Genomic DNA, 24,491 nt, shown 5'->3' with positions numbered 1-24,491 from the left:
TTGAGGCTGGTGCATGCACCACCTGAATGCGATATTGCCGGTTATGTGTGCAGAAGCGTACAATTTGTGTACGTTTGCTGCAGGCTTAATCGGCAATATCTTTCTATTCTCTATTTACTTTTGTGTCTAATTATATAATAATGTAAGGTAGAAGGAACTCCGGTTTTTCCGGAGTATATATAAGAAAAGAGAGGAATATTTTTTGATGCGCAATATTAAACTGGTGTTGGAGTATGATGGTTCGAGGTATGACGGCTGGCAGAAGCAGCCTGGCAACAATAAAAGTATAACAATTCAGGACAAGCTGGAGAGCATACTTAGTAAAATGGAAAATGAAAAGGTCGAGGTAATTGGAGCGGCAAGAACGGAAGCAGGTGTTCATGCCTATGGACAGATAGCCAATTTTAAGACGAATACAGATATGAAGCTATATGAAATAAAGCATTATTTGAACCGTTATCTGCCAAGAGATATTGCAGTTTTGGAGGTATTTGAGGTGCCGGACCGATTCCACAGCAGCTTTAATGCAAAGGCGTTTCAATACATTTATAAGATTACCACGGGTGAGGTGCCTTCTGTTTTTGATAGAAAATACAACTATTATTGCTTTCATAAGCTTGATGTATCACTTATGAGAAAAGCAGCAGAGAAACTGGTAGGAGAACATGATTTCAAAGCATTCTCAGATAATAAACGAATGAAGAAATCAACCGTCAGAGTAATGAAGAGCATACAGATTAAGGCAGATATCAATTCAGTGGACATCATTATGGAGGCAGATGATTTCTGGCCTAATATGGCAAGAATCATAGCCGGTACCTTGATGGAGATCGGTGAAGGCAAGATAGTACCTGAATACCTGGATGAAATCCTGTTAAGCGGTGAGAGAAGCAAAGCCGGCGAAACTGCGGAGGCTAAGGGGCTTTTTCTACAGGATGTAAAATATGAGTAAAAAGTTTTGGGTGTTCTGATTTATTCAATAAAAAATATAATTAATATAATTACTTAAAATTAGTTAATGTTAACAAAATATTAGCTAAATTTAGTACGTTTTCACATTGATTATCCTTCGAAAAAACGCTATAATTTATATCAGATGCGGATAATTAAACGGAGGGTTTAGATGAAGAACGTAACTATGAAGGATATTGCTCAAAGATTGAATATTAGTACTGTTACGGTCTCTAAAGCACTATCAGATAAAGATGGAGTAAGCGAAGAGTTAAAGGATAGGATTAAAAAGCTCTCAGAAGAAATGGGATACCGTTATAATACACTTGCTAAAAATATGAAAGAAGGCAAGAGCTATAATGTTGGTATAATTGTAGCGGACAGGTTTATCAGAGACGATGGTGATGCATTTTACCTTAAGATGTACCAGAGTGTTATCAAAGCACTGTCAAAGGTGGATTATTACGGAATTATGGAAATTATTACCCGTGATACGGAGAAAAAGTTACTTCTGCCTAATGTTATCCAGAATAATAAGGTTGATGGTGTAATCATTCTTGGGCAGATGAGCTTTGATTATGTCAGTCTTATAAATAGTATGGCTATACCATTGGTATTCCTGGATTTCTATGATGAACTGCTGGAAATCGATTCTGTGGTAAGTGATAGTTTTTATGGATCTTTTATTATGACGAATCACCTGATAGCTCAGGGACATAAAGACATTGCCTTTGTAGGGAATATCTTATCTACCAGCAGTATTCTTGACAGGTATCTCGGTTATTACAAATCCTTGCTTTCCAATGGAATTAACTTAAGAGAAGAATGGGTTCTGGCAGATCGCAGCGAAGATGGTTCCTATATAAATATAGAGTTTCCGGAAAAAATGCCAACAGCATTTGTCTGTAACAATGATGGTGTTGCTTATCTGTTAATTAATAAATTAAAGAAAAAGGGTTATAAAGTTCCAGAAGATATTTCTGTTGTAGGTTTTGATAATTATATCTATGCTACACTTTCAAGTCCCAAACTAACAACGGTTGAGGTTGATATCCAAGCGATGTCAGAGCAGGCGGTTGAGGCTATAATAAGTAAAATTGAGAGAGAGAATTACCGCATAGGTAGAGTGGTAATAAACGGAAAGCTTATTATAAGGGATTCTGTTAAAAGAATAAGCAACTAATCAGTAATATGATGAAGTTTGTTTATCAAAAAGTTATTCATAAATTTCAACCTTTGAATCCTTCATACGTATGAACATAGAAGAGAGCCTTGGCTCTCTCTTTTGTTGTTATGCGTATTTTTTACGCTTTGAAAAGATAATAATCAAGAAAATAATCCTACTGCTTATGGTGTTTAAAATTTACAGTATATGTATATTTGGCAAAAAATTAGCCAAAATATAGGAGAGAATCTTCTACAAAGAATATTTGTATTAGATTACTATAAGTTATCGATAACTTAAAATTACCTAACCAAGGGAGGTTACATCGTAATGAAGAAAATTTTCTTGAAACAATTTATTTGTGTAATGTTAGTTGCCGTGATGGTGTTTTCACTTGCTGCCTGTGGTAATAAAAACCAGGGAAACAACAATAACACTACTCCGACGCCTACGAGTACAACAGGTAATAATAACAATACTGACAATGGAATACCAACGATTGATACTGTTAAGCTGGGGGAGGATTATAAAGATCTTTCCGCCACTATCAAAGTGTTAACGCACAGAACCGATATCGTAGATACCAAGTTCAAAGATTATATCACAGAATTTCAAAAACTCTATCCTAACATAAAGATAGAATATGAAGCCGTTACGAATTATGCAGATGATGTTACCATAAGACTTACCACCGGTAACTGGGGTGACATCATGATGATTCCCACCACAGTCGATAAGAAAGAATTACCGAATCTTTTCCAGTCCTTTGGTACTACAGATAAAATAGGTGCGAATTACGAATTTATTAATAACTTCGCCTTAGATGGTCAGGTGTATGGTATTGCTTCCACAGGTAATGCCCAAGGTGTAGTTTATAATAAAAAAGTATTTTCGGATGCTGGTATAACAAACCTGCCAAAGACACCTGATGAATTCCTGGACGCTCTTAAGAAAATCAAAGATAAAACAAAGGCTATTCCTTTATATACGAATTTTGCTGCCGGCTGGACCATGGGTGCCTGGGATGCATATATCGGAGGTTCAGCAACTGGTGATCCAGATTATATGAATAATAAACTGGTTCATGGGAAGAACCCTTTTACTGACAAAGGTGACCAAACTGGACCATATGCAGTATATTACACCCTGTATGAAGCTGTAAAAAGAGGTCTGGTTGAAGATGACCCCACAACAACAGACTGGGAAGGCAGTAAAGGTATGATCAACAAAGGAGAGATTGGAACCATGGTACTTGGCTCCTGGGCAGTGGTTCAGATGCAGCAGGCAGGTGATAATGCGGATGATATAGGCTATATGCCTTTCCCCATCTCAGTAAATGGGAAACAGTATGCATCTGCAGGACCTGATTATTGTTATGGAATCAATGCAAAATCTTCGGATGACAATAAAATCGCTTCTTTGCTCTATGTGAAATGGTTAACTGAAAAATCTAATTTTGCTTTTGATGAGGGTGGTATTCCTATTGTAAAAGGTGCTGAGTATCCTGCAGTACTTGATGCTTTTAAGGATGTAGAATTAGTAGTTGATAATCCGGCTCCTGCTGGTGAAGAGACTCTTTTTAATGACCTCAACACAAAATCAGAAGTTGGCTTAAATGCTGATAATGCCCATGTTCAGGCGGTGGTAGAAGCTGCGCTTAGCGGTACACCTCTGAAAGATATTATTGATGAATGGAATACAAAATGGACAGATACTCAAAAGGAACTGGATATCAAAGTTAACGAATAATTCTTATAAATTTCATAAAGAAAATGCTTTTGCAAAAGACGGACTGGACCGTACTTTTGCAAAAGTTTTTCTGTTGACAGGAGGGTATCAATGAGTGATACAGGGTCTCTAGCACCAAAAGAACCATTTAGTCTGAAGAAATGGCTGGGCAGAAGAAAAGTACAGAGAACGATTATAATAATAAGTTTTATGTTCATACCGGTGCTTTTACTGTTTACCTTTACTTATCTGCCGTTTTTTAATATGATACGGTTTAGTTTATATGATATGAAATACATTGGAAGCAGAACTTTTGTGGGATTAGACAATTACATGGAGGTATTGACGAGAAAGGATATTCTTCAGACCTTTAAACTGAGTTTGTATTATATGGGAGCATCAATAATACAGTTAGCTCTTGCCCTTTATTTTGCCACCTTATTAAGTTTTAAGACAAAGGCCGGAGGGTTTTTTAAAGGTGCAATCTTTTTTCCTTATCTGGTATGCGGAATTGCAGTAGGATTTATTTTCAAGTTCTTTTATACCAGAGGTTTTGTTCTTGATACGGTTCTGTCCTGGATTGGTTTTTCCACAGACAGTCTGCCTTATTGGTTGAAGGATACGAAAATCAATAACTACTCTCTGGCAGCTACATCAATCTGGCGTTATATGGGCCAGAATATGGTGTTATTCATTGGTGCTATTATGTCCGTGGATAATGATTTATATGAAGCTTCCGGACTTGACGGAGCAAATAGATGGCAGCAGTTTCGATATATCATTATGCCCAGTATTCAAACAATCATTATGCTTAATCTGATATTATCCATTACTGGTTCATTAAGTGCCTTTGAACCTCCTTTTGTTATTACCGGAGGAACTTTTGGAACCTCTACCTATTTCCTGATGATGCACAACATCGCTCACAGGTATCAGAAGGTCGGCCTTGCTTCGGCTATGGCTGTATTTTTAATGATTATTATTGTTATTGTTACAATACTACAGAGAATCGGGTTTTCACTAGCCGGTGATAATGACAGTGATGTATCCAGAAAAACGGCAAGAAAATTAGGTAAAAAGGAGGGAACAAAATGACCTTCGTTCAGAAATTTGGATACTTCCTGAGAGTTCTGGGTAAATACGCCTCCCTTGTCCTAATGGCTTTTATATCCATACTTCCTATTGTTGTCTGTGTTATTACAGCGTTTAAAACAGACAGTGAATACAGATCCACCAATGTAATGACTTTGCCGGAGAGTTGGGGGTATTTTGAGAATTTTCAGATTGCCTGGCAGAAAGCTAATATGAATGTTGCTTTTTTTAATTCAGCTCTTGTTCTTGTAGTTGTCCTGGCCGGGTCCATCATGTTTGGAACCATGCTGGCTTATATACTTAACCGGTTTTCCTTTCCGGGCAACAACCTGCTGCGTAATCTTTTCCTATTTGCTACATTGATTCCGGGAATTGCAACACAGGTAACAGTTTATCAGATAATGTACAAATTAAATCTCATTAATTCACTGCCGGGTTATATGATACTGCTAATGGGAGCAGATGTTATCGGAATCTATATCTTCATTCAGTTTTTTGAAAATATACCACTTTCGCTGGATGAATCGGCTATTATGGACGGAGCCACCTACTTTGGAGTATTCTTTAAGATATTACTGCCCTTATTAAAACCTGCTATTATTACGGTTATGATCTTAAAAGGGGTTGGTACCTATAACGAATATTATATGTCTAACCTCTACCTGCAGACGAAAACAACACTGGTTACCGTATCAACTTCTCTCTTTACCTTTACCGGCCCCTTGGGGAGCCAGTATAACTATATCTGTGCTGGCGTATTGATTACTATGATTCCGGCGCTCATTATCTTTATTTTAGCCCAGAAGCAGATCTACAGCGGATTAACAAATGGAGCTGTAAAAGGATAAGAACAATTGCCGGTTTACCCATCAGTTAAAGATACGCACCATATAGAACTTGGAACAGAAGCCATAAATATACCGTTTAGGATATCTGCGAGGTATATTTATGGCTTCTTCTGGTGGCTTCTTAAAATTCTTGGCCTTATTTATCATATAGGAGTCTTTTGGAGTAGGCATTTCTATATTCAGTGGGAGTAAAGCCCACGATTTTCTTGAAGGCTTTCATAAAATTATGATTATCTGTAAAACTTAAGGCAGCAGCGATCTGATTGATGGTATCATTGGTGTCTGTAAGCATATATTTCGCCTGATCCATTTTCTCCTTTAGGATATATTGCTTTAAGGGCAGACCTTCTATGGTACTGAATAAATGGGAAAGATACTTCTCATTGTAACCAAAATGCTCTGCAATATCAGATACTTTAATGCTTTTATAGATGGTAAGTCTGATATAATCCAGGATATCATTGTAAATCTGACGGTTGGAATCGGATATATAAGCAGCTTTCTTAGGGAAAAACTGATTATAAATCTCACATAAAATAATAGTGGTGGTATAATTGATAAAATTCGGATCATAATTCGAGCGAACAGAATCCTGCAGCTGCTTCATCAGTATAATAACCTTCTCAACAGCAGGTAAAGTACCCTGAAGAGGAAGATAGATCTTTTGAGAGTCAAGGGGAAGCTCTTTATCCTTTTCTTTCTTTATTATTCCATGAGGAGCCCGAAAATGCAGCCAGTAAAAACTGCAGTCCGAGGGCTGAAAACCAGTGCGCATATTATTCTGCGTAGGTGTCAGTAGTAGATGCTCTCCTTTACTGACGGTGTAACGTCCGTTATTATCCGCTATATAGAGACAACCTTCTGTAATAACAAACAATTCATATTCATTTAGAGGAAAGGCTTCGTGCTTCCATTCAGGAGATGGTGCTTTAAACTTTCCTGTGTACTGATAAGCTAAAGGCTCTCTGACATCAAATTCAAAAATCTCCATGGTTACCTCTTTTCTACACGTTCCGGTGTTTCTCTCTGATTCCAATTCCGATAATCTTATAAACCTAACGTAATTACACCAAAACAAACTTTCTTTGTAAAGCATCTTATGATGGATGGAAAGAAATATATAGTAAAATTATATAGTAATACAAGTGAAAAGTAAATAATTTATGTGTAAACAGTTATTATGTTCGGTTAAAAATATTAGAAAGATATCAGTTCGTTGAGATATAATTAAAGTACATATAACGAAATGACACCTAATCGAGTGTTCTGCTATTTTCTCAGGGGTTCATAGTTGCTATAATGAGAGCAGTCAAATATTGATATCTTAACGGAGGAAAGATAAATGAACATAGCGGGTAGAATACACACACCTGAAATCAGGGCTTTTAAACTGGATAAGGTAAAGATAACCGATGCTTACAGTAATAATGCATTGCAGAAAGAGCTGGAATATCTTACAGCGCTGGAACCAGATAGACTACTTGCCGGTTTCTATGAAAGACAAGGCAAAGAAGGAAGAGCGGAGAGATATCCTGGATGGGAAAGCACGGAGATACAGGGACATACCCTGGGTCATTATCTTACTGCACTTGCTCAGGCTTATGAAAACACAGGCTCAGAGGAGATAAAAGACAAACTTGCTTACCTTATTTCTGAGTTAAAGAACTGCCAGACAGAAGATGGCTTTTTATTTGCCTCTACCGAAGAATTGTTTGACAGGGTGGAGAACCGAAGACCTGCCTGGGTACCCTGGTATACCATGCATAAGATTCTGGCAGGTATCATCTCTGTTTATAATACAACAGAATCGAAGGAAGCTTTTGAGATAGCCTCTGCATTAGGTGACTGGGTATATAAGAGAACCTCCGCCTGGTCAGAAGAATTACAACAGAGAGTATTATCGGTGGAATACGGGGGTATGAATGATGCCCTGTATGAACTGTACAAGATAACTGGGAAACCAGAGCATCTGGCTGCTGCTCATAGTTTTGATGAACTACCATTGCTTGAGGCAATGGCAGAGGGCAGAGATATATTAAATAATAAACATGCCAATACCACCATACCGAAAATAATCGGTGCTTTAAACCGTTATATGGTATTGGGAGAAGGAGAGGAATTTTATCTGAGGGCAGCACAAGGCTTTTGGGAGATGGTAACAGAGCATCATACCTATATTACCGGAGGCAACAGCGAGTGGGAGCATTTCGGGCTTCCGGATATCCTTGATAAAGAAAGAACCAATTGTAATTGTGAGACCTGTAACTCCTATAACATGCTCAAGCTGTCAAAGCTGCTGTTTCAGGCTACAGGAGAACGAAAATATGCTGACTTCTATGAAAGGACACAAATAAATTCGATTCTGTCCTCACAGAATCCGGAAACTGGAATGACAACCTATTTCCAACCCATGGCCTCTGGATTTTTTAAGGTGTACGGTACCCCCTTTGATAAATTCTGGTGTTGCACGGGAACCGGAATGGAGAACTTCACGAAATTAAATGATGGAATTTACTATTACGATGAAAATAGCCTGTATATTAACCGATTTGTGAACTCGGAAATCAACTGGGAGGAGAAGGGAATCAGAATAATACAATATGCCAACCTTCCAGAAAGCAATGAAGTTACTATTAAGATAGTATCCCCAGGAGAGGAAAACAATAAAATTGCCCTAAAAATACGAATTCCTGAATGGGTCAACGGGGAAGTGAAAGGTAGCGTAAATGGAGTACCTTTCTTGATTTCACCAAAGGATAGGTATATCGTACTTGAGGAAGAGTGGAAAGCAGAGGATATGGTTTCCCTTGAATTTCCGTTAGCAGTCAGAGCAGTCACCTTGCCTGATAACCCTAATGTATATGCCTTTGCTTATGGACCTGTTGTATTAAGTGCTGCACTGGGGAAAGCAGAAATGAAGATTAGACAGACAGGCGTAGCAGTTGATATCCCTTTAAAAGAATTTGAGATAAAGGACTATATCGTTATTAAAGGTGATCTTAAGGAATGGTTTGATAATCTTTCAGAAAATCTCCAAAAAGAAAATGGGGCACTGGTATTTCGGCTGAAAGGCACCGATGAGGATGATAACTTAATATTCACTCCTCATTATAAGCAATATGAAGAAAGATACGGAATCTACTGGAAGCTGTATGGCGAAAATTCTTCTGAGATGGCAGCGCAGATTAATGCCGAAAAAGAGAAGGCGAGGTTTGAACAAGCTGTAATAGACAGAGTACCTGTCAGCAATGATCAGTATGAACTTTCTCATAATATTCAAAGTGAATTTACGCACAATGGAGAACGTTTAGGGTTTGTCGGACGTGTAATAAAAGCCAAGGGCTGGCTCAGTTACCAAATGGAAGTAGATCCGGAAGCGGTAAATATTTTAGCAGCAGGCTTTCACAGATGGGATTCCGGAAAAACTGTCCTTATAACGATAGATGGAGAGCTTTTCGTTAAGTATGTTATAGGAGATGAAGAGGAAGAACGATTGGTTCGCAAAAGCTTTAAGATTCCTGAGAATTTAATTGCTGGTAAGAAGCAGGTAACGATAAGACTGCAGGCAGAGAAAACAAATGAGGAATTTAGTATCTGGGATTATTTAACGATACACAGAGAGTTATAGAGAGAGCGAAAGAAAAATATCAAAGCTCAAACTCTTTGTACCTGATATAAACTGAATTTTTTAAACTTATAACATATTCATTAATGAATTGGCTGGTACAGATATGAATAAGTTAGAGGGTGCTGTTAAAGGATTCGTCCTGACCTTTAACAGCACCCTCTTTTATAGCGGCATTTGTTTGATATGAAAATAGTGAATTATTATAGCAGGAATCAAATTAACATTAACAACAAAGCAACAGCACCAACGATTCCATACATTCCATTTATAATAAGGCAAATTTTCATAAGGACATTCTGGTTATGGTTTTTTATATAATTAGCAATCGTAAAAATCCCCCCAAATACCATAAAAGCAGAGTAACAGCCTATCATAATTTCCGCCGTAGGTGATTTCAGTGCCCAGTCATTGCTCCTTAGAACAATCAATGACCAGGGTATAAATAGCATTAGGGTACATAATACAGTGATTATCTTATTTTTTTTCATAACGCCTCTTTTCTGATTTCATCAATGATAAATCTATAAAGGTTAACGGTTCTCGCTTCTGCCAAATAAAAGGCAGGAAATACCCGTACTTATAACCAGCAGAGCAATAGCTACAGGAATCCAGGGAATTAAAGTCAAAGAAAAGGTATCAAAGTTACTTGCCAGTTTTCCATATTCCGTGGTTATTACATAGAAAGGGTAACACATTGGATAAATAAACCATACCTTACTGTTTATTAAAATGATTGAAGGTACGATGGAAGCCAGACCGGTTCCGACTGCAAAGACAGGAGTGCGGATACAGACAGCAATTAACCAGAACACGGCAGCCATTGGCAAGGAAGACATAAACAGTAACCCTGCCTCTTTCCATACCTGCAGCGGGGAGAGGAGGAAGTTATAATCCTGTATATGAGATGCCAGAAGAGCACTGGGATAATACAACAATGTTGTAATGGAAATCTGTGCAGCAGCCAGTATCAACAGGACGATAAACTTAGCAACGCATAACTGCTGTCTATTTATTGGCAGTGACAGCATTTTGACCATACCTCTGCCACCTCTTTCCGTCTGCGTTAAAAGAACGGTATTAATTACCATACCGGCTGGATACATAAACCAGGCAAAACCCAGAAGAGTCTGTATAAAAAATGAGTTTTCTGGTGAAATTCCTTCTTTATGATAGTTAAAATTAATGCCAGCATTGGCTACTGCCGGTATCCAAAGTATGATAGCTGGCAGTATGAGGATCAATAATATCTTGGAGCGTTTGATTTTCTGTAATTCGATGCCGATTAATTCAATTAATTTCACTGTAACCTCCTCCTTATCCTGTTATAAACAACCCCTGTAAATATAAAAATAACTGTCTCCACAAGGCTGAAACATAGATATCCAGTGATTTCTGCCGCTTTTATCAGATAGAACTGCCGAAAAGGAAGGGCAAAAGGAAATAGAGACAGTGGAAATCCGGCAGAAGGTATAACATTTGCAGTAAAAAGGAGTATAACTCCAATCCCTAAGGAAATCCACATATTCTTACAGGCCGATGAGATAACAGTCATGAGAGCTACGGAAGGCAGTGCAAGTAGAACTAAAAAGCCGAGGTTTTTTAAGAGTTCTGTATAAAATCCATCAGAAATTGTAAACCATTTCGCAGTACAGATAGTAAGAGCAGTAGCTTCCATTAACAGAAAAGCTATGTAGGATAAGCCTAAGAGGATAAACTTATATATAAAAGCAAACCCCTGTCCTATTGGTAATGTCTCCATCTTATCCCTGCCATTGTCCGCAAATTCAATCTGATACAGTATACAGGCAGCAGCTATCATCAGTAACTGATTCAGCAAAGCTACCGGATTCCAATTAGCCGTAAATAGTATTTGTAAAGGTGATTCTGAAAGCTTGACATAAATAGAAGAACGAAAAGACATATTTGCCAAAGGAATTGCTGAGGCGAATAATCCGCCTATAAGAATAGCGGGGAGAAAACCTGTCCTCTTCAGTTTCTTGAATTCTATCATAAGACTCATAAATTGCTACTCCTTTTCCTGTTATCCTCATCTATTATAGCAAGAAAGGTGTCTTCCAGATTCTCTGTGGGAAAACCTTTGGCTAAAGCATCTGTTTTCAATTCTTCCAAGGTTCCTTCAAAGAGAACATTACCATGATTAAGAATACCGATATCATCGGCTATTTGTTCAATTTCAAAGAGCAGATGGGAAGAAACTAATACAGTACAATCAAATTTCTGAGGCAGGCTGCGGATAAGAGTCCTTATCTCGTGTATACCTACAGGGTCTAAGCCGTTGGTTGGTTCATCCAGAATAAGAATAGGTGGCCTGCCGATTAATGCTCCCGCAAGGCCAAGTCGTTGTTTCATTCCTAACGAATATTTTCTTGCCAGTCGGTTCCGATATTTCGTAAGGCCTGTTAATTCCAGGGCTTCTTCTACACTGCTCTTTGGAAGACCCAAGATCTTTTGCAGGATATATAAATTCTCTTCTCCGGTAAGATTGCCATAGAAAGCAGGAGATTCGATAAAGGAACCAATTTGCCTTAGGATTTCTTGGCGGTTATATGGGTAGTTCATGCCGGCAATGGAAAAAGACCCACTTGTAGGTTTTATAAGTCCCAACAACATTTTCATAGTAGTAGACTTGCCTGCTCCATTGGGACCCAGAAAACCATAGATAGACCCTTTTTGAATGTGAAGGTTTGCATTTGAAACGGCTGTAAAATCGGAATAACTCTTTGTAAGATTCTTTGTTTCAATAATATTCATAAATTGACTCCTTTCTGATTACAACTTAAGTCTATAACATCAACCTTGTAGCAACCTTCCCATATCCTTACGATTACCTTACATTTTTTCCTTTCAAGTAAAATTCTCCATAATTTGTGGTATAATTGAATTGGAAGCAGGAATAAAGCTGAAATTTGTACATTAGGATAAATATAAAGTATTAACACTGAAGGAGAACGGATGGAATTTGAATTCCTTAAACAAAAACGTATCCTGTTAGTCGATGATGAACAGGAACTTATCAATATGTTAGTTTCCATATTAAAAGAGGAGGGTTATCAAAATATCTACACTGCAAACAGTGTGAAAGAAGCGGTTCTTACAGCTTCCAGGGTACAGCCTGAATTGGCGGTGCTTGATGTAATGCTGGCTGATGGGGATGGCTTTGAACTGTTGCAGCAGTTAAAGAAGTCAGGGGATTATCCGGTACTTTTCTTAACAGCAAGAGGAGAAGATGAGGATCGTTTCAGGGGTTTTGGGCTTGGTGCTGATGATTATGTAGTAAAACCTTTTCTTCCCAAGGAGCTTTTATTCAGAATAAAAGCAATACTCCACAGGAGCTATAAGTATGAGAAACCACTGGTCAAGCTGGCAGACAGTGAAATTGATTTTGAAAGAGCGGTTGTAAGAAAGAAGGAGGAAACTATTCCGTTAACAGCAAAGGAATATGAATTACTTCAGGTCCTTTACCGTAATGCAGGAAGAATCGTAACCATTGATGCTCTTTGTGAAGCAGCCTGGGGAGAAAATCCTTTTGGATATGAAAATTCCCTCATGGCACATATAAGAAGAATCAGAGAAAAGATAGAAGAAAACCCCTCGAAACCACAGTCGCTTTTAACCATAAAAGGGCTTGGCTACAGATTGCTTACGGAGGGGAGATGAGAATTAAAGTGTGATGAAAAGTATACCCAAACTTATAAGGCGCTTTCTTGGGCTTTTGGTATTAAGCAGTTTTCTGCTCCTGGTATTTAATATACTGGCAATTGCAATAATAGGAATACAGCAGAATAAAGGTGGCTCACCCTGGCTGATGGCAAGTCAGACAGCTAAGGCAATTACTGTACAGAAATCAGGGGACTATAAACTATCCTCAGAGATGACAGAGAAGCTTGTTCAGAATAAAGCGTGGGCAATTCTTATTGATAATGAGTCGCATAAGGTAATCTGGCACACAGATAATTTACCGGAAGAGATACCCAAGGAATATACCCTCTCAGATATCGTGTCTCTGACCAGAGGTTATTTAAAGGATTATCCAACCTTTACAGGAAAAGGGGCGGCGGGACTTACAGTCGTTGGTTTTCCGAAAACAAGTTATTGGAAGCACATGTATAACAGCTGGGATTATGATTTTATTGCGCAGCTGCCCCAGATAGTTCTGTGTGTTTTGGCTGGAAATATCCTGATAATATTCCTGATTTATTTTTTTGCCAATACAAAACTGATTAAATCCTTAAAACCTCTTCTGGAGGGAATTCAGGATCTGCCGGAAGAAAAAGGAGTCTATTTGCCTGAAAAAGGTGTAATGTCTGAGATTGCAGCAAATATCAACCGAACTTCAGAGGTACTAAAGGGTAAGAACAATCAGCTGAAAAAGAAAGATACCGCTCGTGCAAACTGGATTGCTGGAGTGTCTCATGATATCAGAACACCACTTTCCATGGTAATGGGATATGCAGGACAATTGGAAGAGGATATAAATCTTCCCTTAGACACAAGGAAGAAGGCTTCTGTCATAAGGCATCAAAGTGAGCGGATGAAGCATCTGATACAGGATCTGAATCTTGCCTCGAAGCTTGAATATAATATGCAGCCGGTAAATCTTGAGAATATTAATGCAGTAACCATAGTCCGACAGGCTGTTGTTGACTTTCTGAATCTTGGATTAGCAGAACATCCTATTATCTGGACAACAAAAGAGGATATAAACCTCTGTATGATAGCTGGAGATAAGGCGTTGTTCAAAAGAGCAATCGCAAATCTGATTCAGAACGCCATAAATCACAATGAAGAAGGCTGCTGTATATATGTCTCTGTAGAAGAGAAGCAAGGTCATTGTCTGATCAAAGTAGAAGATGATGGAATCGGAGCAGATAAGAATACACTGATCAGCTTAAATAACGCACCACATTACATGGTGTGTGATGAAAATACAACGGAGCAGAGGCATGGCTTGGGATTGCTGATCGTAAAACAGATTATTGCTGCCCATCAAGGAAGTGTAAAAATTGAAAACAGTTCTTATGGGGGTTTTTCTGTCGAAATAGACCTAAAGCAAATACATTAGTGGGTTAATACAATCTGTAATAATCTATAGAATAGATTTCACAGTAAAATTAAGATAAAAGGGGAGCAGGTTGAAAAATAAAATTTTCAACCGCAAGTTTGTGCTTGTGCACCACAAACTTGGTATGCGCAAAGAGCGTGCGCAAGAATAGAGGTTAAGATGAAGAATAAAATTATCAAATGGAGTATATTGGGATTACTGACCTTGATTCTACTGTTCATCCCTATTTCAGAGGTTTCAGCAGCAACCCAGTTAAATCTTTATTTTTACAATACCAAAAAAACTCTGAAATATACAGGTAAACAGGTTAAATACAGCTTTGACGGGAACAACCTTGATATGAAAGGAACCCCTGGAGTCATTATTGACGGAACATCCTTAGCCTCCTATCTTGAGGTGTTTGTAAAGTCACCTATTGGATTGACAGCTTCCTATAATGATAAAAAAGGTGTGCTGACCCTGTCTTCCGACAAGACGAAACTTGTTCTTACGGCTGGCAGTAAAACGGCATTATTAAACAATAAGAAAGTTACAATGCCGCAAGCGGCAGTAAAAGTTAAGTTTAAAGAATCGGGTAAGATAAAGTTTCTGGTCCCCGTTGAATTTGTTGCAAATAGTTTTGGCTGCGTGTATACATGGAATAACAGTACCGTAACTGGATGCATAACGAATCCTTTACATATTTCATACAATGGAAAAGAAGTGAACTACACAGGTACAAGAGGGCTGGTGACAGTTGACGGAGAAGCAGTTGATGTCAGTGACATGCCGGGAATAATTATGAATAATACGACTTTGGTACAAGGGGTTAAGGTATATTCAGAATCCGCTGTGGGTGCAGAATATCAGTATGATAAAGCTTCCGGTGTATTAACCCTTACAAAAGACAGCACGGAAGTGGTGCTGACCATGGGCCAGAAAACAGCACTTGTCAACGGAAGAGAAAGAACCATGGATACAGCACCGCTGCTTATAACCAATCTGGATAATAGTACAGATTATATTATGGTTCCGGCCAGCTTTGTTGCTGCCAGCCTGGGTTATGACTATATATGGAATTCTGCCTCTAAAACCTCAGTATTGACAAAGAGCGAGATTATTCCTATTCCGGATACTACAGGGGGAACTGGTTCACCAGCAACACCTGTACCCGACAGCATAGCTTTTCATTGGGATTTGTCAGTAGCACTTACGGAGGAATATAACAAATTAAATGGCTTGACTGAAACAACAGAAATTTCACAGGATAAAAGTGCGACTTCTTATATTACAGCAATTACAAAATCAGATAATACTGCAAACAGTGAGACCTTTGCGATCTATGGAAATCTACCATTTAGTAAGGCTGCCCTGACAAGCAGTAACGGTTTACTTAATCTGCATATTAATAATGCTACTACAAATTATCAGATTTTTTATGCAAACGGATTACTTGCTCAAAGTGTAACTGCAACTATGGATACAACGGCTGCTACGGCAGTTAATATCGGTTTTAACCTTTCAGAGACTGGTTTTAAGTATGAATTGTCCCAGTCTGCCGATGGCTGCATCTTATACGTAAAACTTTACAGAAACATAGTAAACCGGATAGAAGCTGGAGTTTCACAGGGCAAGGAATACCTTAAGATAACCGGTATGAAGGGCCTTAAGGCTCAGGTTAAGGAGACGGGAGATACCGTAACTTTGCAATTTCCTTCTACGGTTAATGGTACAGGAGATAATAGTATTCAGACCTCATTAACCGCTATAAAATCTGTCACGACCTCTGCTCTTGGGAATAACACAGTAATTAACTTTGTTAAGAATTCCAAGGATAACTATCGAGTAGAACAGAACGGCAATACCTGTATCGTAGTATTTAACAAAGAGAGTGGTAGCGGTGGCGGTGATTATTCTCTGCGCTTTAAACTTCCTGATGGAGTGTCTTACAGTGAAATTACCACAGAAGATCAGTATCTGAAAAATCGCATTATCATTAAGATACCAGGTGAATGGGCTTCTTTTTACAACCAGTATGCGATTAGCTGGTCTGATGATGTGATCAACACAGCAGGTCTTTTGGTAATTGGAGGGGAGACTCAGATTGTTATCGACACTGCTGCTTTGCAGGGATTCCGTCTGGAGGATCAGGGAAATGGAGAAGTTACCGTTACACTTGGTAACCCCAGGGATATCTATCAGAATATTGTTGTACTGGACCCCGGGCATGGGGGTTCTGCTCCGGGAGCGATGCGTTCCATGAATGGTAAGACGGTTTATGAAAAAGACTTAAATCTTAAGATTCTTTATGAATTGGCTGAAAAATACTTTAACAGCCCGGATTCACCGGTTAAAGTATATTATACCAGAACAGATGACTCCTCCCTGGGACTTTATGAAAGACCTGCTATTGCAGATCAGGTAAATGCAGATATTTTCGTGAGCCTGCATATGAACGCAAATACAAAAAGTGAACCCAAAGGAACAGAGATATACTATACCAGTACCAATAGTAACCGCACGGCCTCAGGCTTGGACAGCAAAATACTGGCCAATTTCGTACTGGATAATCTGACAGAGCAGTTAGGGACAAATAAACGTTATATTTCCAGCAAGAATTTAGTGGTAACCAAAGCAGCGAATGTTCCAGCAGTTCTTATTGAGCTTGGATATATGTCAAATAAGAGCGAGCTGACCCTTCTGACAGACGAAGTTTTTCAGGAAAATGCAGCATATGCTATCTATAATACCATTTGTCAGTTGTTTGATGTCTATCCAACCTACAGGTAATTTATATGTTTTATACCCAGATGTCAGAGTTTTGAAATTTATCGATTTAACTGAAAGATTGATACTTTCCAGATAGAATCGGTAGCACCCCATTCGGCACCAGAATGAATGAGAATACCTAAATAAAAAACCGATACCATTAGGATATAAGAGTTCCTGTCTAATTGACAAGAGCACTTAATCCTAATTGCATCGGTTTTTTTATTAGAAGAAAAGTTGATTTCGGATGTTTGTTTTAATACTAATTGTATTATTCCACGGTTACAGATTTTGCAAGGTTTCTGGGCTGATCTACATTTAAACCTCTGTGCAAGGAGGTATAATAAGCCAGAAGCTGTAATACAATTGCTGCCAGAAAAGGTGCGTAAGTATCCTTGACCTCCGGTAAGGTAATGTGATAATCATAAATGGAAGGTTCTGCTTCCTGACCCTTCATTGTGATTAATACGACAAATGCATTTCTTGCCTTCACCTCACGGATGTTAGAGATCATTTTGGAGTAAACCTTTTGTTGGGTTGCAAGTGCTACAACAGGGACTCCTTCTGTTACCAGGGAAAGGGTGCCATGCTTTAATTCACCTGCAGCATACGCCTCTGAATGAATATAGCTGATTTCTTTTAACTTAATGGAGCCTTCACAGGAGAGAGCATAATCAAGACCTCTGCCGATAAAGAATAAATCTTCCTTCTCAGTTAACTGTTTGCTGATTTCTTCGATCTTCTTATCAAAAGAAATCGTCTCTTCCAGTGCAGGTATCATATTTAAGAGTTCGTGCATTTCTTCTATGCATTTTTCTTTTTCAAGCTTACCGGTTGCATAAGCAAAGCGGAAGGCTAACAGATAAAGGCAAGATAACTGAGCAGTATAGGCTTTTGTGCTGGCTACAGCTATTTCAGGGCCTGCATGGGTATAGAGTACATAATCACTCTCTCTTGCAATAGAAGAACCTTTTACATTTACAATTGAAAGAGTGGAAGCACCATATTCTTTCGCAAGTTTTAATGCTGCAAGAGTATCAGCTGTTTCGCCTGATTGTGAAATTGTGATAACCAGGGTGGATTTATCTATAATAGGGTCCTGGTAGCGGAACTCGGAGGCGATTTCTACTGTAACTGGAAATCTGAGCAGTCTCTCAAGCATTACCTTACCGATAAGACCTGCATGCATAGCAGTCCCGCAGGCTGTTATAATGATTCTTGAAATACCGTCAAAGAGGGAATCCGGAATATTATCAGCCGTAAAATCCGGAAGTTTATTCTGAATTCTTGGAAGGATAGTATTACGAAGAGAATCCGGCTGTTCATGAATCTCTTTTAGCATAAAATGAGGATAACCGCCTTTTTTGGCTGCAGTCATATCCCAGTTTACATGCAGCATACGAGGGCTGACTTCGTTTCCATCCAAATCCGTTAGTGAAATACTGTCTCTTTTTAAAATCACCACATGCATTTCAGGTACTACAAAATAGTCCTTGGAATAGTCAATAAGAGCAACCATGTCAGAGGCTATAATGGAACCTTCTTTGGTATGGCAGGCTACTAAAGGACTGCTGTTTCTAAGGCTGTAGATAATATCCGGCTGGTCTGCAAACATAATACAAAAGGCATATGCGCCTTCAAGTAATTCAACCGCTTTTTTAATTGTCTTTATGGCGTCACCATCATAAAGGCTGTCAATAAGAAGAGCAGCAATTTCTGTATCTGTCTGTGATACGGGAGTTCTACCGGATTCCTTTAAACTCAGCTCCAGTTCACGATAATTTTCGATTATACCGTTGTGAATCAGAGTAACCTTTCCGGAAGTGTGAGGATGTGCGTTTGTATCAGTTACACCTCCATGAGTTGCCCATCTGGTGTGACCGATACCACAGGTACTTTCTGATGTTTTTGCTACGACTTCCTTCGCTACCTTGTCTGCCAGAACAGATACTTTACCAATGGTTTTAAGGGTCTTAATACCATTTTCTTCAAAGAAAGCAATTCCGGCACTGTCATATCCTCTGTATTCCAAAGCAGTAAGACCGTCGATCATAACCTTTTTTGCATCAGCGTAACCAGTAAATCCAATAATTCCACACATATTAATTCTCCTTTATTCTGTTTTCAAAGTTCGAATATTTATGAATTCGCAGAAAGAGCAAGCCGATAGTATCTTATAGTAAAATAGTATAACTATAAGATTACCGGATTTCTATTTCCTAATTCAATTATCTTGGTATTGCCGCTGTTGTTTTCCGGTTACCCGGAGGTTTTTTCAGCAATTCACACAGCCAAGCCTATGAGAGAGCATCCGCCGAAGATTTCGCTGACTCCCTACCTCGTTAACCTCTGAATAATTACCCAAAGAGGTACATGGCGCTAATTTTAAACATTTCTGTTGTAAGAACCCTGGGTTGGTTCGATCAATAGTTACCATACGTAAGTATTATATGCGTTTCACTCCTTTCTGTGCTATATATCAAAAAGAACTGAAAGTTACTAAGCTATATTATCATTATAAAGAGAATAAGTCAATCAGACAAATAATCGTAACCACAATCATCAAGTGATTATAAATACAAACAATCAGCATAAATACATGGTTTTCGGATAATAAAAGTGGTTTGAATTATGAAAAGCATTGCATATATTAGTAAAAAAAGGAACGATAATATGATACATGTATTTCAAGGTGGGGAAACGCTTTCAACGATAGCAGAGCAAAATAATATTTCACTTTTACGACTAATTACAGACAATAATCTGACTCCGGATATTACGCCGAGTATCGGGCAGGCTATTATGATTGAACCGCCTGGTAGATCTTATATAGTGAAAGAGGGAGATACTATCCAAGGTATCGCTGAAGATAATGGTATTAGCGTTCTGCAATTGCTGCGCCTAAACCCAAGCATTACAGATAAAGATAGCTTAACTGTCGGAGAAGAACTGGTAATTAGTTACGACACGGATAAAGAAATAAATATCATGGGTTATACAAGTGTTACTATTCAAGAGCCAATATTAAGAAAAACCTTGCCATCTTTAACTTATCTGACTATTTTGAATTATAGGGTTGACCCTTTGGGTAATCTGCAGAATATTAACGATTCACAGATTATAAACCTTGCACTGGAGTATGAAGTAGCACCAATAATGTGTGTTTCTAATATGACAGACGCAGGCAGAGGGAGTTATGCAGCAAGTCACTCTATTTTTAATAATCCGGAAGTTCAGGATAAACTAATATTCAACATTCTATATACTATGAAAACAAAAGGATATATGGGAGTAAATCTGTCCTTTGTCCACTTATTGACAGAAGATCTGCCGGCTTATGCAGAATTTGTAAGAAAAGTTACAGTAGAATTAAATCAGGAAAACTATGTAGTTTTTGTAAGTATTACTCCAAATGCATTTAAATACCGTCCGGGCATTGGGTACGACAGCCCATATTATGCAGAGATGGGCAGCGCCGCCAACTATGTAATTCTTATTACTTATCTTTGGCAGGAAGGTCACATAAGTGATATGGAACAGACTACCCCATGGTATTTGAAGCAATATCTTGATTTCGTTGTAACACAGATCCCGGCAGAGAAAATAATGCTTGGATTAACCCGTATAGCATACGACTGGGAATTACCTTATATTGAAAATGAATCGCTGGGAGCCTTGCTTACCAATGCCAGTGCAATTAATCTTGCAAACCAACTAGGGGTTGATATTCATTACGATCAAACCTCACAGACACCTTTTTATTATTATACTGAATCAGGAGCACGTCATTACGTCTGGTTCAAAGATGCAAGAACATATGAAGCAATTCTTAATCTGGTAGAGGTATATGGGTTACATGGGGTAGCTGTATGGAATATCATGTATTACTATACACAGACATGGCTTGCTATTAATTCACATTACAAGGTTAAAAGATATGATCGTTTTATACAGGAAATGTAAGAGCAGTCAAGATTCATTATTCGATGAATCAGAGAAGGTGTTGTAATATACGAATAGAGCTTTCGATAAACTATGCTTGATAGTTGGCATATAAAATATTGATTGGATTAAGTACAGTCTGAAAGCTGAGATTAAGCTATCAGACTGTACTTTTAAGATTTAATTAACTTTTGCAAAAGAAAGCAATACCGCAGGCGCCGGGACCTGCATGAGTACCTACAACAGAACCAATAGGGCTTTCAAGGAAACTCTGAATACCAAGGTCATGTTGAGAATGCTCCAGAAAACCGTTCATTGTATCCTTACCAGCAGAATATCCTAGACAGATTTCACGATTTAAATCTATCCCATTTAAAGCTACGAGTTCTGCAAGCTTCTTATAGGCACCGGTCAGACCCCTTGCCTTACCTGCAACACCTACTGCGCCATCTTTTACTTCAATAATGGGTTTGATATTTAGTAGTCCGCCTGCAAAGGCACTTACACTGGATAAGCGACCGCCTTTTTTCAGATATTCAAGGCTTTCGACTAAAGCCAATAGACGTATGTTCTGCTTACTGTTCTCCAGTTCTCTGACAATATCTTCACCGGATAATCCGCTGTTTCGAAGAGCTAACGCTTCGCGTACTAATAGCTGAAGTCCAAGAGTGACAGTTTCGCTGTCAATAATATGAATATCAGTGTAATCAACGATATCTTTCGCTATCTGAGCACTTTGATAAGTACCGCTTAATTTTGAGGCGACGGTAATTACAATCAAGGTGTCACCATTATCCCTTGCAGCCTCGTAATAGGGCAGGAACTGTTCGGGTGTAGGCTGGCTGGTCGTTGGAAGTACGTTGGCTTTCACTAATCTTTCGTAAAATTGATCGACGGTTATATCAACCCCATCCAGATAATCCTCATTTTCAAAAATAACCCGAAGCGGTACAAGTGTTACATCCAGTTCTTTTGCAAGTTCTCTGTTCATATCGGAAGTTGAATCAGTTAATATTTTTATACTCATTGGTCCTCCTTTGGACTTTGAAAGAATTGATGGAGGGTGGAGAGGGCGGTAGTAAGTGTTACGAGCTCTTCCTCCTTTAATTTTTCAGCAACCCCGTTTACAAGGCGTTGGTGAAATTCCTTATGGCAGCAGTAGGCTTTCAGGCCTAGATCTGTTGGGCAGACCTTTACATATCTTTTATCGCTGAGCTGCTTCTCGCGTTTTAAATAGCCTTTCTGTTCTAAGGTTTTAACAGAAGTAGTGAGAGTACTGGCTGTTACCATCAGCCTTGCAGCTATCTCGCTCATGGAGTAAAGACCTTCTTTGTTACCGTCATATACCGCCTCTATGACATGCATCTCATGTACGGACAGGTTCTTAAAGTCGTCTTTTGCAAGAGCAGTTTCTTCCAGTCGAAGTATATCATGGAAAATTTCTACCAGAAAGGTATTTAGTTCTTCTTTGTATTGGTTCATATGGCTCCTTTACACCAAGGTATACCCTAAGTACTGTAATTTGTAATATCCGTTCATTAAAATACTTTGAATATCAAAGTAATAATATTTTATCAGAGCATATGCTTTCTGTCAATAATAATTTGATATTCAAAGTACTTTTGTCGAAACTGCAAATAAGGACGTAAAATTTATTGAACCACGTCCTTATCATTTGTGGGGAATCAAGTTATAATGTCACTATATAAACAATATATTTCACACGCATAATTTCCCTGCAAGGGAAAAGGAGCAGGTTATGAGAAAGGCATGGTTATAGTGATGCAAAACTATTATTTGGCGGTTGATATCGGTGCTTCCGGAGGCAGGCATATTCTGGGTTCATTGGACAATGGAAAGCTTCAATTGGAGGAAATCTACCGATTTGAAAATGGACTTATCGAAAAAGAAGGTTATCTATGCTGGGATCTGGACCAGTTATTCCAGGAAATCCTTAACGGTCTTAAAAAGTGCAAAGCAGCAGATAAAATACCGGTAAGTATGGGTGTTGACACCTGGGGAGTGGATTTTGTCCTTTTGGATACCGAAGACAAGGTTCTTGGGCCTACCGTTGGATATCGTGACAAAAGAACAGCGGGCATGGATGATGAGGTCTATAAGATCATTAAGGAAGAGCAGCTGTATCACAGAACCGGTATTCAGAAACAGATTTTTAACACGATCTATCAGTTGACGGCAGTTAAGACCAAAAGTCCTGAAATACTTCAAAAGGCAGAAGCATTGTTAATGATTCCGGATTATTTTCATTTTCTGCTGACAGGAAAAAAAGCGCAGGAATATACTAATGCAACGACCGGTCAGTTGGTAAATCCTGTGACAAAGGATTGGGATTATGCCCTGCTTGATAAATTGGGAATTAAGAAAGAGATCTTTCAGAAGATTTCTTTACCGAAAACCTCTCTTGGGAATCTTCGCAGGGAGATAAAGGAAGAGATTGGCTTTGACTGTGAGATTGTACTGCCTGCTACTCATGATACGGGTTCTGCGGTATTGGCAGTACCAGCTTCCGATGATGATTATCTCTATATCAGTTCCGGTACCTGGTCTTTAATAGGTATTGAGAGAATGGAAGCTGACTGCAGAGAAGAAAGCAGACTTGCGAACTTTACCAACGAAGGCGGTTATGATTACAGATTCCGTTATCTCAAAAATATTATGGGATTATGGATGATTCAGTCTGTAAGACATGAACTGGAGGATAAATACTCTTTTGCCGAGCTGTGTGCAATGGCTGAAGAAAGCAGTTCTTTCCCATCAATTGTTGATGTAAATGCTCCGGTATTCCTGGCTCCGGATAACATGACCCAGGCTATCAAGGATTATTTAAAAGCATCCGGGCAGAAAGTGCCGGAAACAATTGGAGAACTGGCTGCCTGCATTTATAACAGCCTGGCTGCAAGCTATAGCAATGCAGTTAAGGAAATTGAAGCGCTCACAGGAAGAAGCTTTCGACGCATACATATTGTAGGTGGCGGTTCCAATGCTGATTATCTGAATCAGCTGACAGCTGATCATACAGGCAAAGACGTATGTACAGGACCTTCTGAAGCAACGGCACTGGGGAATATTTTAGCACAGATGTTAAAAACTGATGTATTTGAAGACATTATTGAAGCAAGAAAATGTGTTTATGATTCCTTTGGTGTTCGAGTTTTTAATTCAAGCTTTTAATGACAAGCAATGACTGGAAATAAATAGCAAGTAATATTATTGCTTATGAAAAGCAATGCTAAGAGGATTATGTAACTAAGGTTATTCAATATTTAATATAACAATCTATAAATA

19 protein-coding genes are annotated in these 24,491 nt (G+C 38.6%); 11 read left to right on the top strand and 8 right to left on the bottom strand.

The window, feature by feature from the left end:
* Positions 1-205 precede the first annotated feature (205 nt).
* The 5 genes from truA to R2R35_RS02005 all read left to right on the top strand — a co-directional run bounded on the left by truA (position 206) and on the right by R2R35_RS02005 (position 5,784).
* Entirely contained in the window at positions 206-952 is a 747-nt protein-coding gene (truA, locus tag R2R35_RS02025) for a tRNA pseudouridine(38-40) synthase TruA (RefSeq protein WP_317734728.1), read from the top strand.
* A 171-nt stretch (positions 953-1,123) separates the two neighbouring features.
* Positions 1,124-2,134 (top strand): substrate-binding domain-containing protein, encoded by a 1,011-nt coding sequence (locus tag R2R35_RS02020; RefSeq protein ID WP_317732829.1) that lies wholly within the window; start codon positions 1,124-1,126, stop codon positions 2,132-2,134.
* Positions 2,135-2,446: 312 nt separating this feature from the next.
* On the top strand, positions 2,447-3,865 hold the full coding sequence (locus R2R35_RS02015; protein WP_317732828.1) for an ABC transporter substrate-binding protein: 1,419 nt from the start codon (positions 2,447-2,449) through the stop codon (positions 3,863-3,865).
* 90 nt (positions 3,866-3,955) lie between these two features.
* On the top strand, positions 3,956-4,939 hold the full coding sequence (locus R2R35_RS02010; RefSeq protein WP_317732827.1) for a carbohydrate ABC transporter permease: 984 nt from the start codon (positions 3,956-3,958) through the stop codon (positions 4,937-4,939).
* Positions 4,936-5,784 (top strand): carbohydrate ABC transporter permease, encoded by an 849-nt coding sequence (locus R2R35_RS02005; RefSeq protein WP_317732826.1) that lies wholly within the window; start codon positions 4,936-4,938, stop codon positions 5,782-5,784. The genes R2R35_RS02010 and R2R35_RS02005 overlap by 4 nt, the downstream gene beginning before the upstream one ends.
* A 136-nt stretch (positions 5,785-5,920) precedes the next feature.
* Here R2R35_RS02005 and R2R35_RS02000 read toward each other — a convergent pair whose 3' ends face one another.
* Entirely contained in the window at positions 5,921-6,775 is an 855-nt protein-coding gene (locus R2R35_RS02000; protein WP_317732825.1) for an AraC family transcriptional regulator, read from the bottom strand.
* 351 nt (positions 6,776-7,126) lie between these two features.
* Between R2R35_RS02000 and R2R35_RS01995 the strand changes: the two genes are divergently transcribed.
* Positions 7,127-9,412, top strand: coding sequence for a beta-L-arabinofuranosidase domain-containing protein (locus R2R35_RS01995; RefSeq protein WP_317732824.1), 2,286 nt, complete (start codon positions 7,127-7,129; stop codon positions 9,410-9,412).
* A 212-nt stretch (positions 9,413-9,624) separates the two neighbouring features.
* On the opposite strand, the gene R2R35_RS01990 is transcribed toward R2R35_RS01995, so the two are convergent.
* From R2R35_RS01990 to R2R35_RS01975, 4 genes are read right to left on the bottom strand one after another with little or no spacing between them, the layout of a single operon-like run.
* Complete coding sequence (locus R2R35_RS01990; RefSeq protein WP_317732823.1) at positions 9,625-9,900, bottom strand: hypothetical protein; 276 nt, start codon at positions 9,898-9,900, stop codon at positions 9,625-9,627.
* A 42-nt stretch (positions 9,901-9,942) separates the two neighbouring features.
* Entirely contained in the window at positions 9,943-10,713 is a 771-nt protein-coding gene (locus R2R35_RS01985; protein ID WP_317732822.1) for an ABC transporter permease, read from the bottom strand.
* A complete protein-coding gene (locus R2R35_RS01980; protein WP_317732821.1) occupies positions 10,710-11,432 on the bottom strand; it encodes an ABC transporter permease in 723 nt (240 codons plus the stop codon). The genes R2R35_RS01985 and R2R35_RS01980 overlap by 4 nt, the downstream gene beginning before the upstream one ends.
* On the bottom strand, positions 11,429-12,184 hold the full coding sequence (locus R2R35_RS01975; RefSeq protein WP_317732820.1) for an ABC transporter ATP-binding protein: 756 nt from the start codon (positions 12,182-12,184) through the stop codon (positions 11,429-11,431). Before R2R35_RS01975 ends, R2R35_RS01980 begins: the two co-directional genes overlap by 4 nt.
* Before the next feature lie 201 nt (positions 12,185-12,385).
* On the opposite strand from R2R35_RS01975, the gene R2R35_RS01970 reads away from it, so the two are divergent.
* The 3 genes from R2R35_RS01970 to R2R35_RS01960 all read left to right on the top strand — a co-directional run bounded on the left by R2R35_RS01970 (position 12,386) and on the right by R2R35_RS01960 (position 17,264).
* Complete coding sequence (locus tag R2R35_RS01970; protein WP_317732819.1) at positions 12,386-13,090, top strand: response regulator transcription factor; 705 nt, start codon at positions 12,386-12,388, stop codon at positions 13,088-13,090.
* A gap of 13 nt (positions 13,091-13,103) precedes the next feature.
* The gene (locus R2R35_RS01965; protein WP_317734727.1) at positions 13,104-14,495 is read left to right on the top strand and encodes a sensor histidine kinase; all 1,392 of its coding nucleotides are present in this window, start codon (positions 13,104-13,106) and stop codon (positions 14,493-14,495) included.
* Positions 14,496-14,654: 159 nt separating this feature from the next.
* Entirely contained in the window at positions 14,655-17,264 is a 2,610-nt protein-coding gene (locus tag R2R35_RS01960) for an N-acetylmuramoyl-L-alanine amidase (protein WP_317732818.1), read from the top strand.
* A 250-nt stretch (positions 17,265-17,514) separates the two neighbouring features.
* On the opposite strand, the gene glmS is transcribed toward R2R35_RS01960, so the two are convergent.
* Complete coding sequence (gene glmS / locus R2R35_RS01955; protein ID WP_317732817.1) at positions 17,515-19,344, bottom strand: glutamine--fructose-6-phosphate transaminase (isomerizing); 1,830 nt, start codon at positions 19,342-19,344, stop codon at positions 17,515-17,517.
* Positions 19,345-19,874: 530 nt separating this feature from the next.
* On the opposite strand from glmS, the gene R2R35_RS01950 reads away from it, so the two are divergent.
* Positions 19,875-21,206, top strand: coding sequence for a LysM peptidoglycan-binding domain-containing protein (locus R2R35_RS01950; protein ID WP_317732816.1), 1,332 nt, complete (start codon positions 19,875-19,877; stop codon positions 21,204-21,206).
* Between the two features lie 163 nt (positions 21,207-21,369).
* Here R2R35_RS01950 and R2R35_RS01945 read toward each other — a convergent pair whose 3' ends face one another.
* Together R2R35_RS01945 and R2R35_RS01940 are read right to left on the bottom strand one after the other, a co-directional pair.
* Positions 21,370-22,212 carry a DegV family protein gene (locus R2R35_RS01945; RefSeq protein WP_317732815.1) on the bottom strand — a complete coding sequence of 281 codons (843 nt, stop codon included), beginning with the start codon at positions 22,210-22,212 and terminating at the stop codon, positions 21,370-21,372.
* Entirely contained in the window at positions 22,209-22,667 is a 459-nt protein-coding gene (locus R2R35_RS01940; RefSeq protein ID WP_317732814.1) for a MarR family winged helix-turn-helix transcriptional regulator, read from the bottom strand. The genes R2R35_RS01945 and R2R35_RS01940 overlap by 4 nt, the downstream gene beginning before the upstream one ends.
* 300 nt (positions 22,668-22,967) lie before the next feature.
* Between R2R35_RS01940 and rhaB the strand changes: the two genes are divergently transcribed.
* Positions 22,968-24,377: a rhamnulokinase gene (gene rhaB / locus R2R35_RS01935; protein WP_317734726.1), complete on the top strand. Its 1,410-nt coding sequence runs from the start codon at positions 22,968-22,970 to the stop codon at positions 24,375-24,377.
* Positions 24,378-24,491: the final 114 nt, after the last annotated feature.

This window comes from Anaerocolumna sp. AGMB13020, assembly GCF_033100115.1.
Taxonomy (GTDB): Bacteria; Bacillota; Clostridia; order Lachnospirales; family Lachnospiraceae; genus Anaerocolumna.
Note: the sequence above shows the minus strand (reverse complement) of the source record. Positions and strands in the feature narration are given on the sequence as shown.

What these genes read in the sequence shown, in the direction of transcription:
- truA (WP_317734728.1), top strand. Translation starts at nt 206, where the DNA reads ATGCGCAATATTAAACTGGTGTTGGAGTATGATGGTTCGAGGTATGAC.
- R2R35_RS02020 (WP_317732829.1), top strand. Translation starts at nt 1,124, where the DNA reads ATGAAGAACGTAACTATGAAGGATATTGCTCAAAGATTGAATATTAGT.
- R2R35_RS02015 (WP_317732828.1), top strand. Translation starts at nt 2,447, where the DNA reads ATGAAGAAAATTTTCTTGAAACAATTTATTTGTGTAATGTTAGTTGCC.
- R2R35_RS02010 (WP_317732827.1), top strand. Translation starts at nt 3,956, where the DNA reads ATGAGTGATACAGGGTCTCTAGCACCAAAAGAACCATTTAGTCTGAAG.
- R2R35_RS02005 (WP_317732826.1), top strand. Translation starts at nt 4,936, where the DNA reads ATGACCTTCGTTCAGAAATTTGGATACTTCCTGAGAGTTCTGGGTAAA.
- R2R35_RS02000 (WP_317732825.1), bottom strand. Translation starts at nt 6,775, where the DNA reads ATGGAGATTTTTGAATTTGATGTCAGAGAGCCTTTAGCTTATCAGTAC.
- R2R35_RS01995 (WP_317732824.1), top strand. Translation starts at nt 7,127, where the DNA reads ATGAACATAGCGGGTAGAATACACACACCTGAAATCAGGGCTTTTAAA.
- R2R35_RS01990 (WP_317732823.1), bottom strand. Translation starts at nt 9,900, where the DNA reads ATGAAAAAAAATAAGATAATCACTGTATTATGTACCCTAATGCTATTT.
- R2R35_RS01980 (WP_317732821.1), bottom strand. Translation starts at nt 11,432, where the DNA reads ATGAGTCTTATGATAGAATTCAAGAAACTGAAGAGGACAGGTTTTCTC.
- R2R35_RS01975 (WP_317732820.1), bottom strand. Translation starts at nt 12,184, where the DNA reads ATGAATATTATTGAAACAAAGAATCTTACAAAGAGTTATTCCGATTTT.
- R2R35_RS01970 (WP_317732819.1), top strand. Translation starts at nt 12,386, where the DNA reads ATGGAATTTGAATTCCTTAAACAAAAACGTATCCTGTTAGTCGATGAT.
- R2R35_RS01965 (WP_317734727.1), top strand. Translation starts at nt 13,104, where the DNA reads ATGAAAAGTATACCCAAACTTATAAGGCGCTTTCTTGGGCTTTTGGTA.
- R2R35_RS01960 (WP_317732818.1), top strand. Translation starts at nt 14,655, where the DNA reads ATGAAGAATAAAATTATCAAATGGAGTATATTGGGATTACTGACCTTG.
- glmS (WP_317732817.1), bottom strand. Translation starts at nt 19,344, where the DNA reads ATGTGTGGAATTATTGGATTTACTGGTTACGCTGATGCAAAAAAGGTT.
- R2R35_RS01950 (WP_317732816.1), top strand. Translation starts at nt 19,875, where the DNA reads ATGAAAAGCATTGCATATATTAGTAAAAAAAGGAACGATAATATGATA.
- R2R35_RS01945 (WP_317732815.1), bottom strand. Translation starts at nt 22,212, where the DNA reads ATGAGTATAAAAATATTAACTGATTCAACTTCCGATATGAACAGAGAA.
- R2R35_RS01940 (WP_317732814.1), bottom strand. Translation starts at nt 22,667, where the DNA reads ATGAACCAATACAAAGAAGAACTAAATACCTTTCTGGTAGAAATTTTC.
- rhaB (WP_317734726.1), top strand. Translation starts at nt 22,968, where the DNA reads ATGCAAAACTATTATTTGGCGGTTGATATCGGTGCTTCCGGAGGCAGG.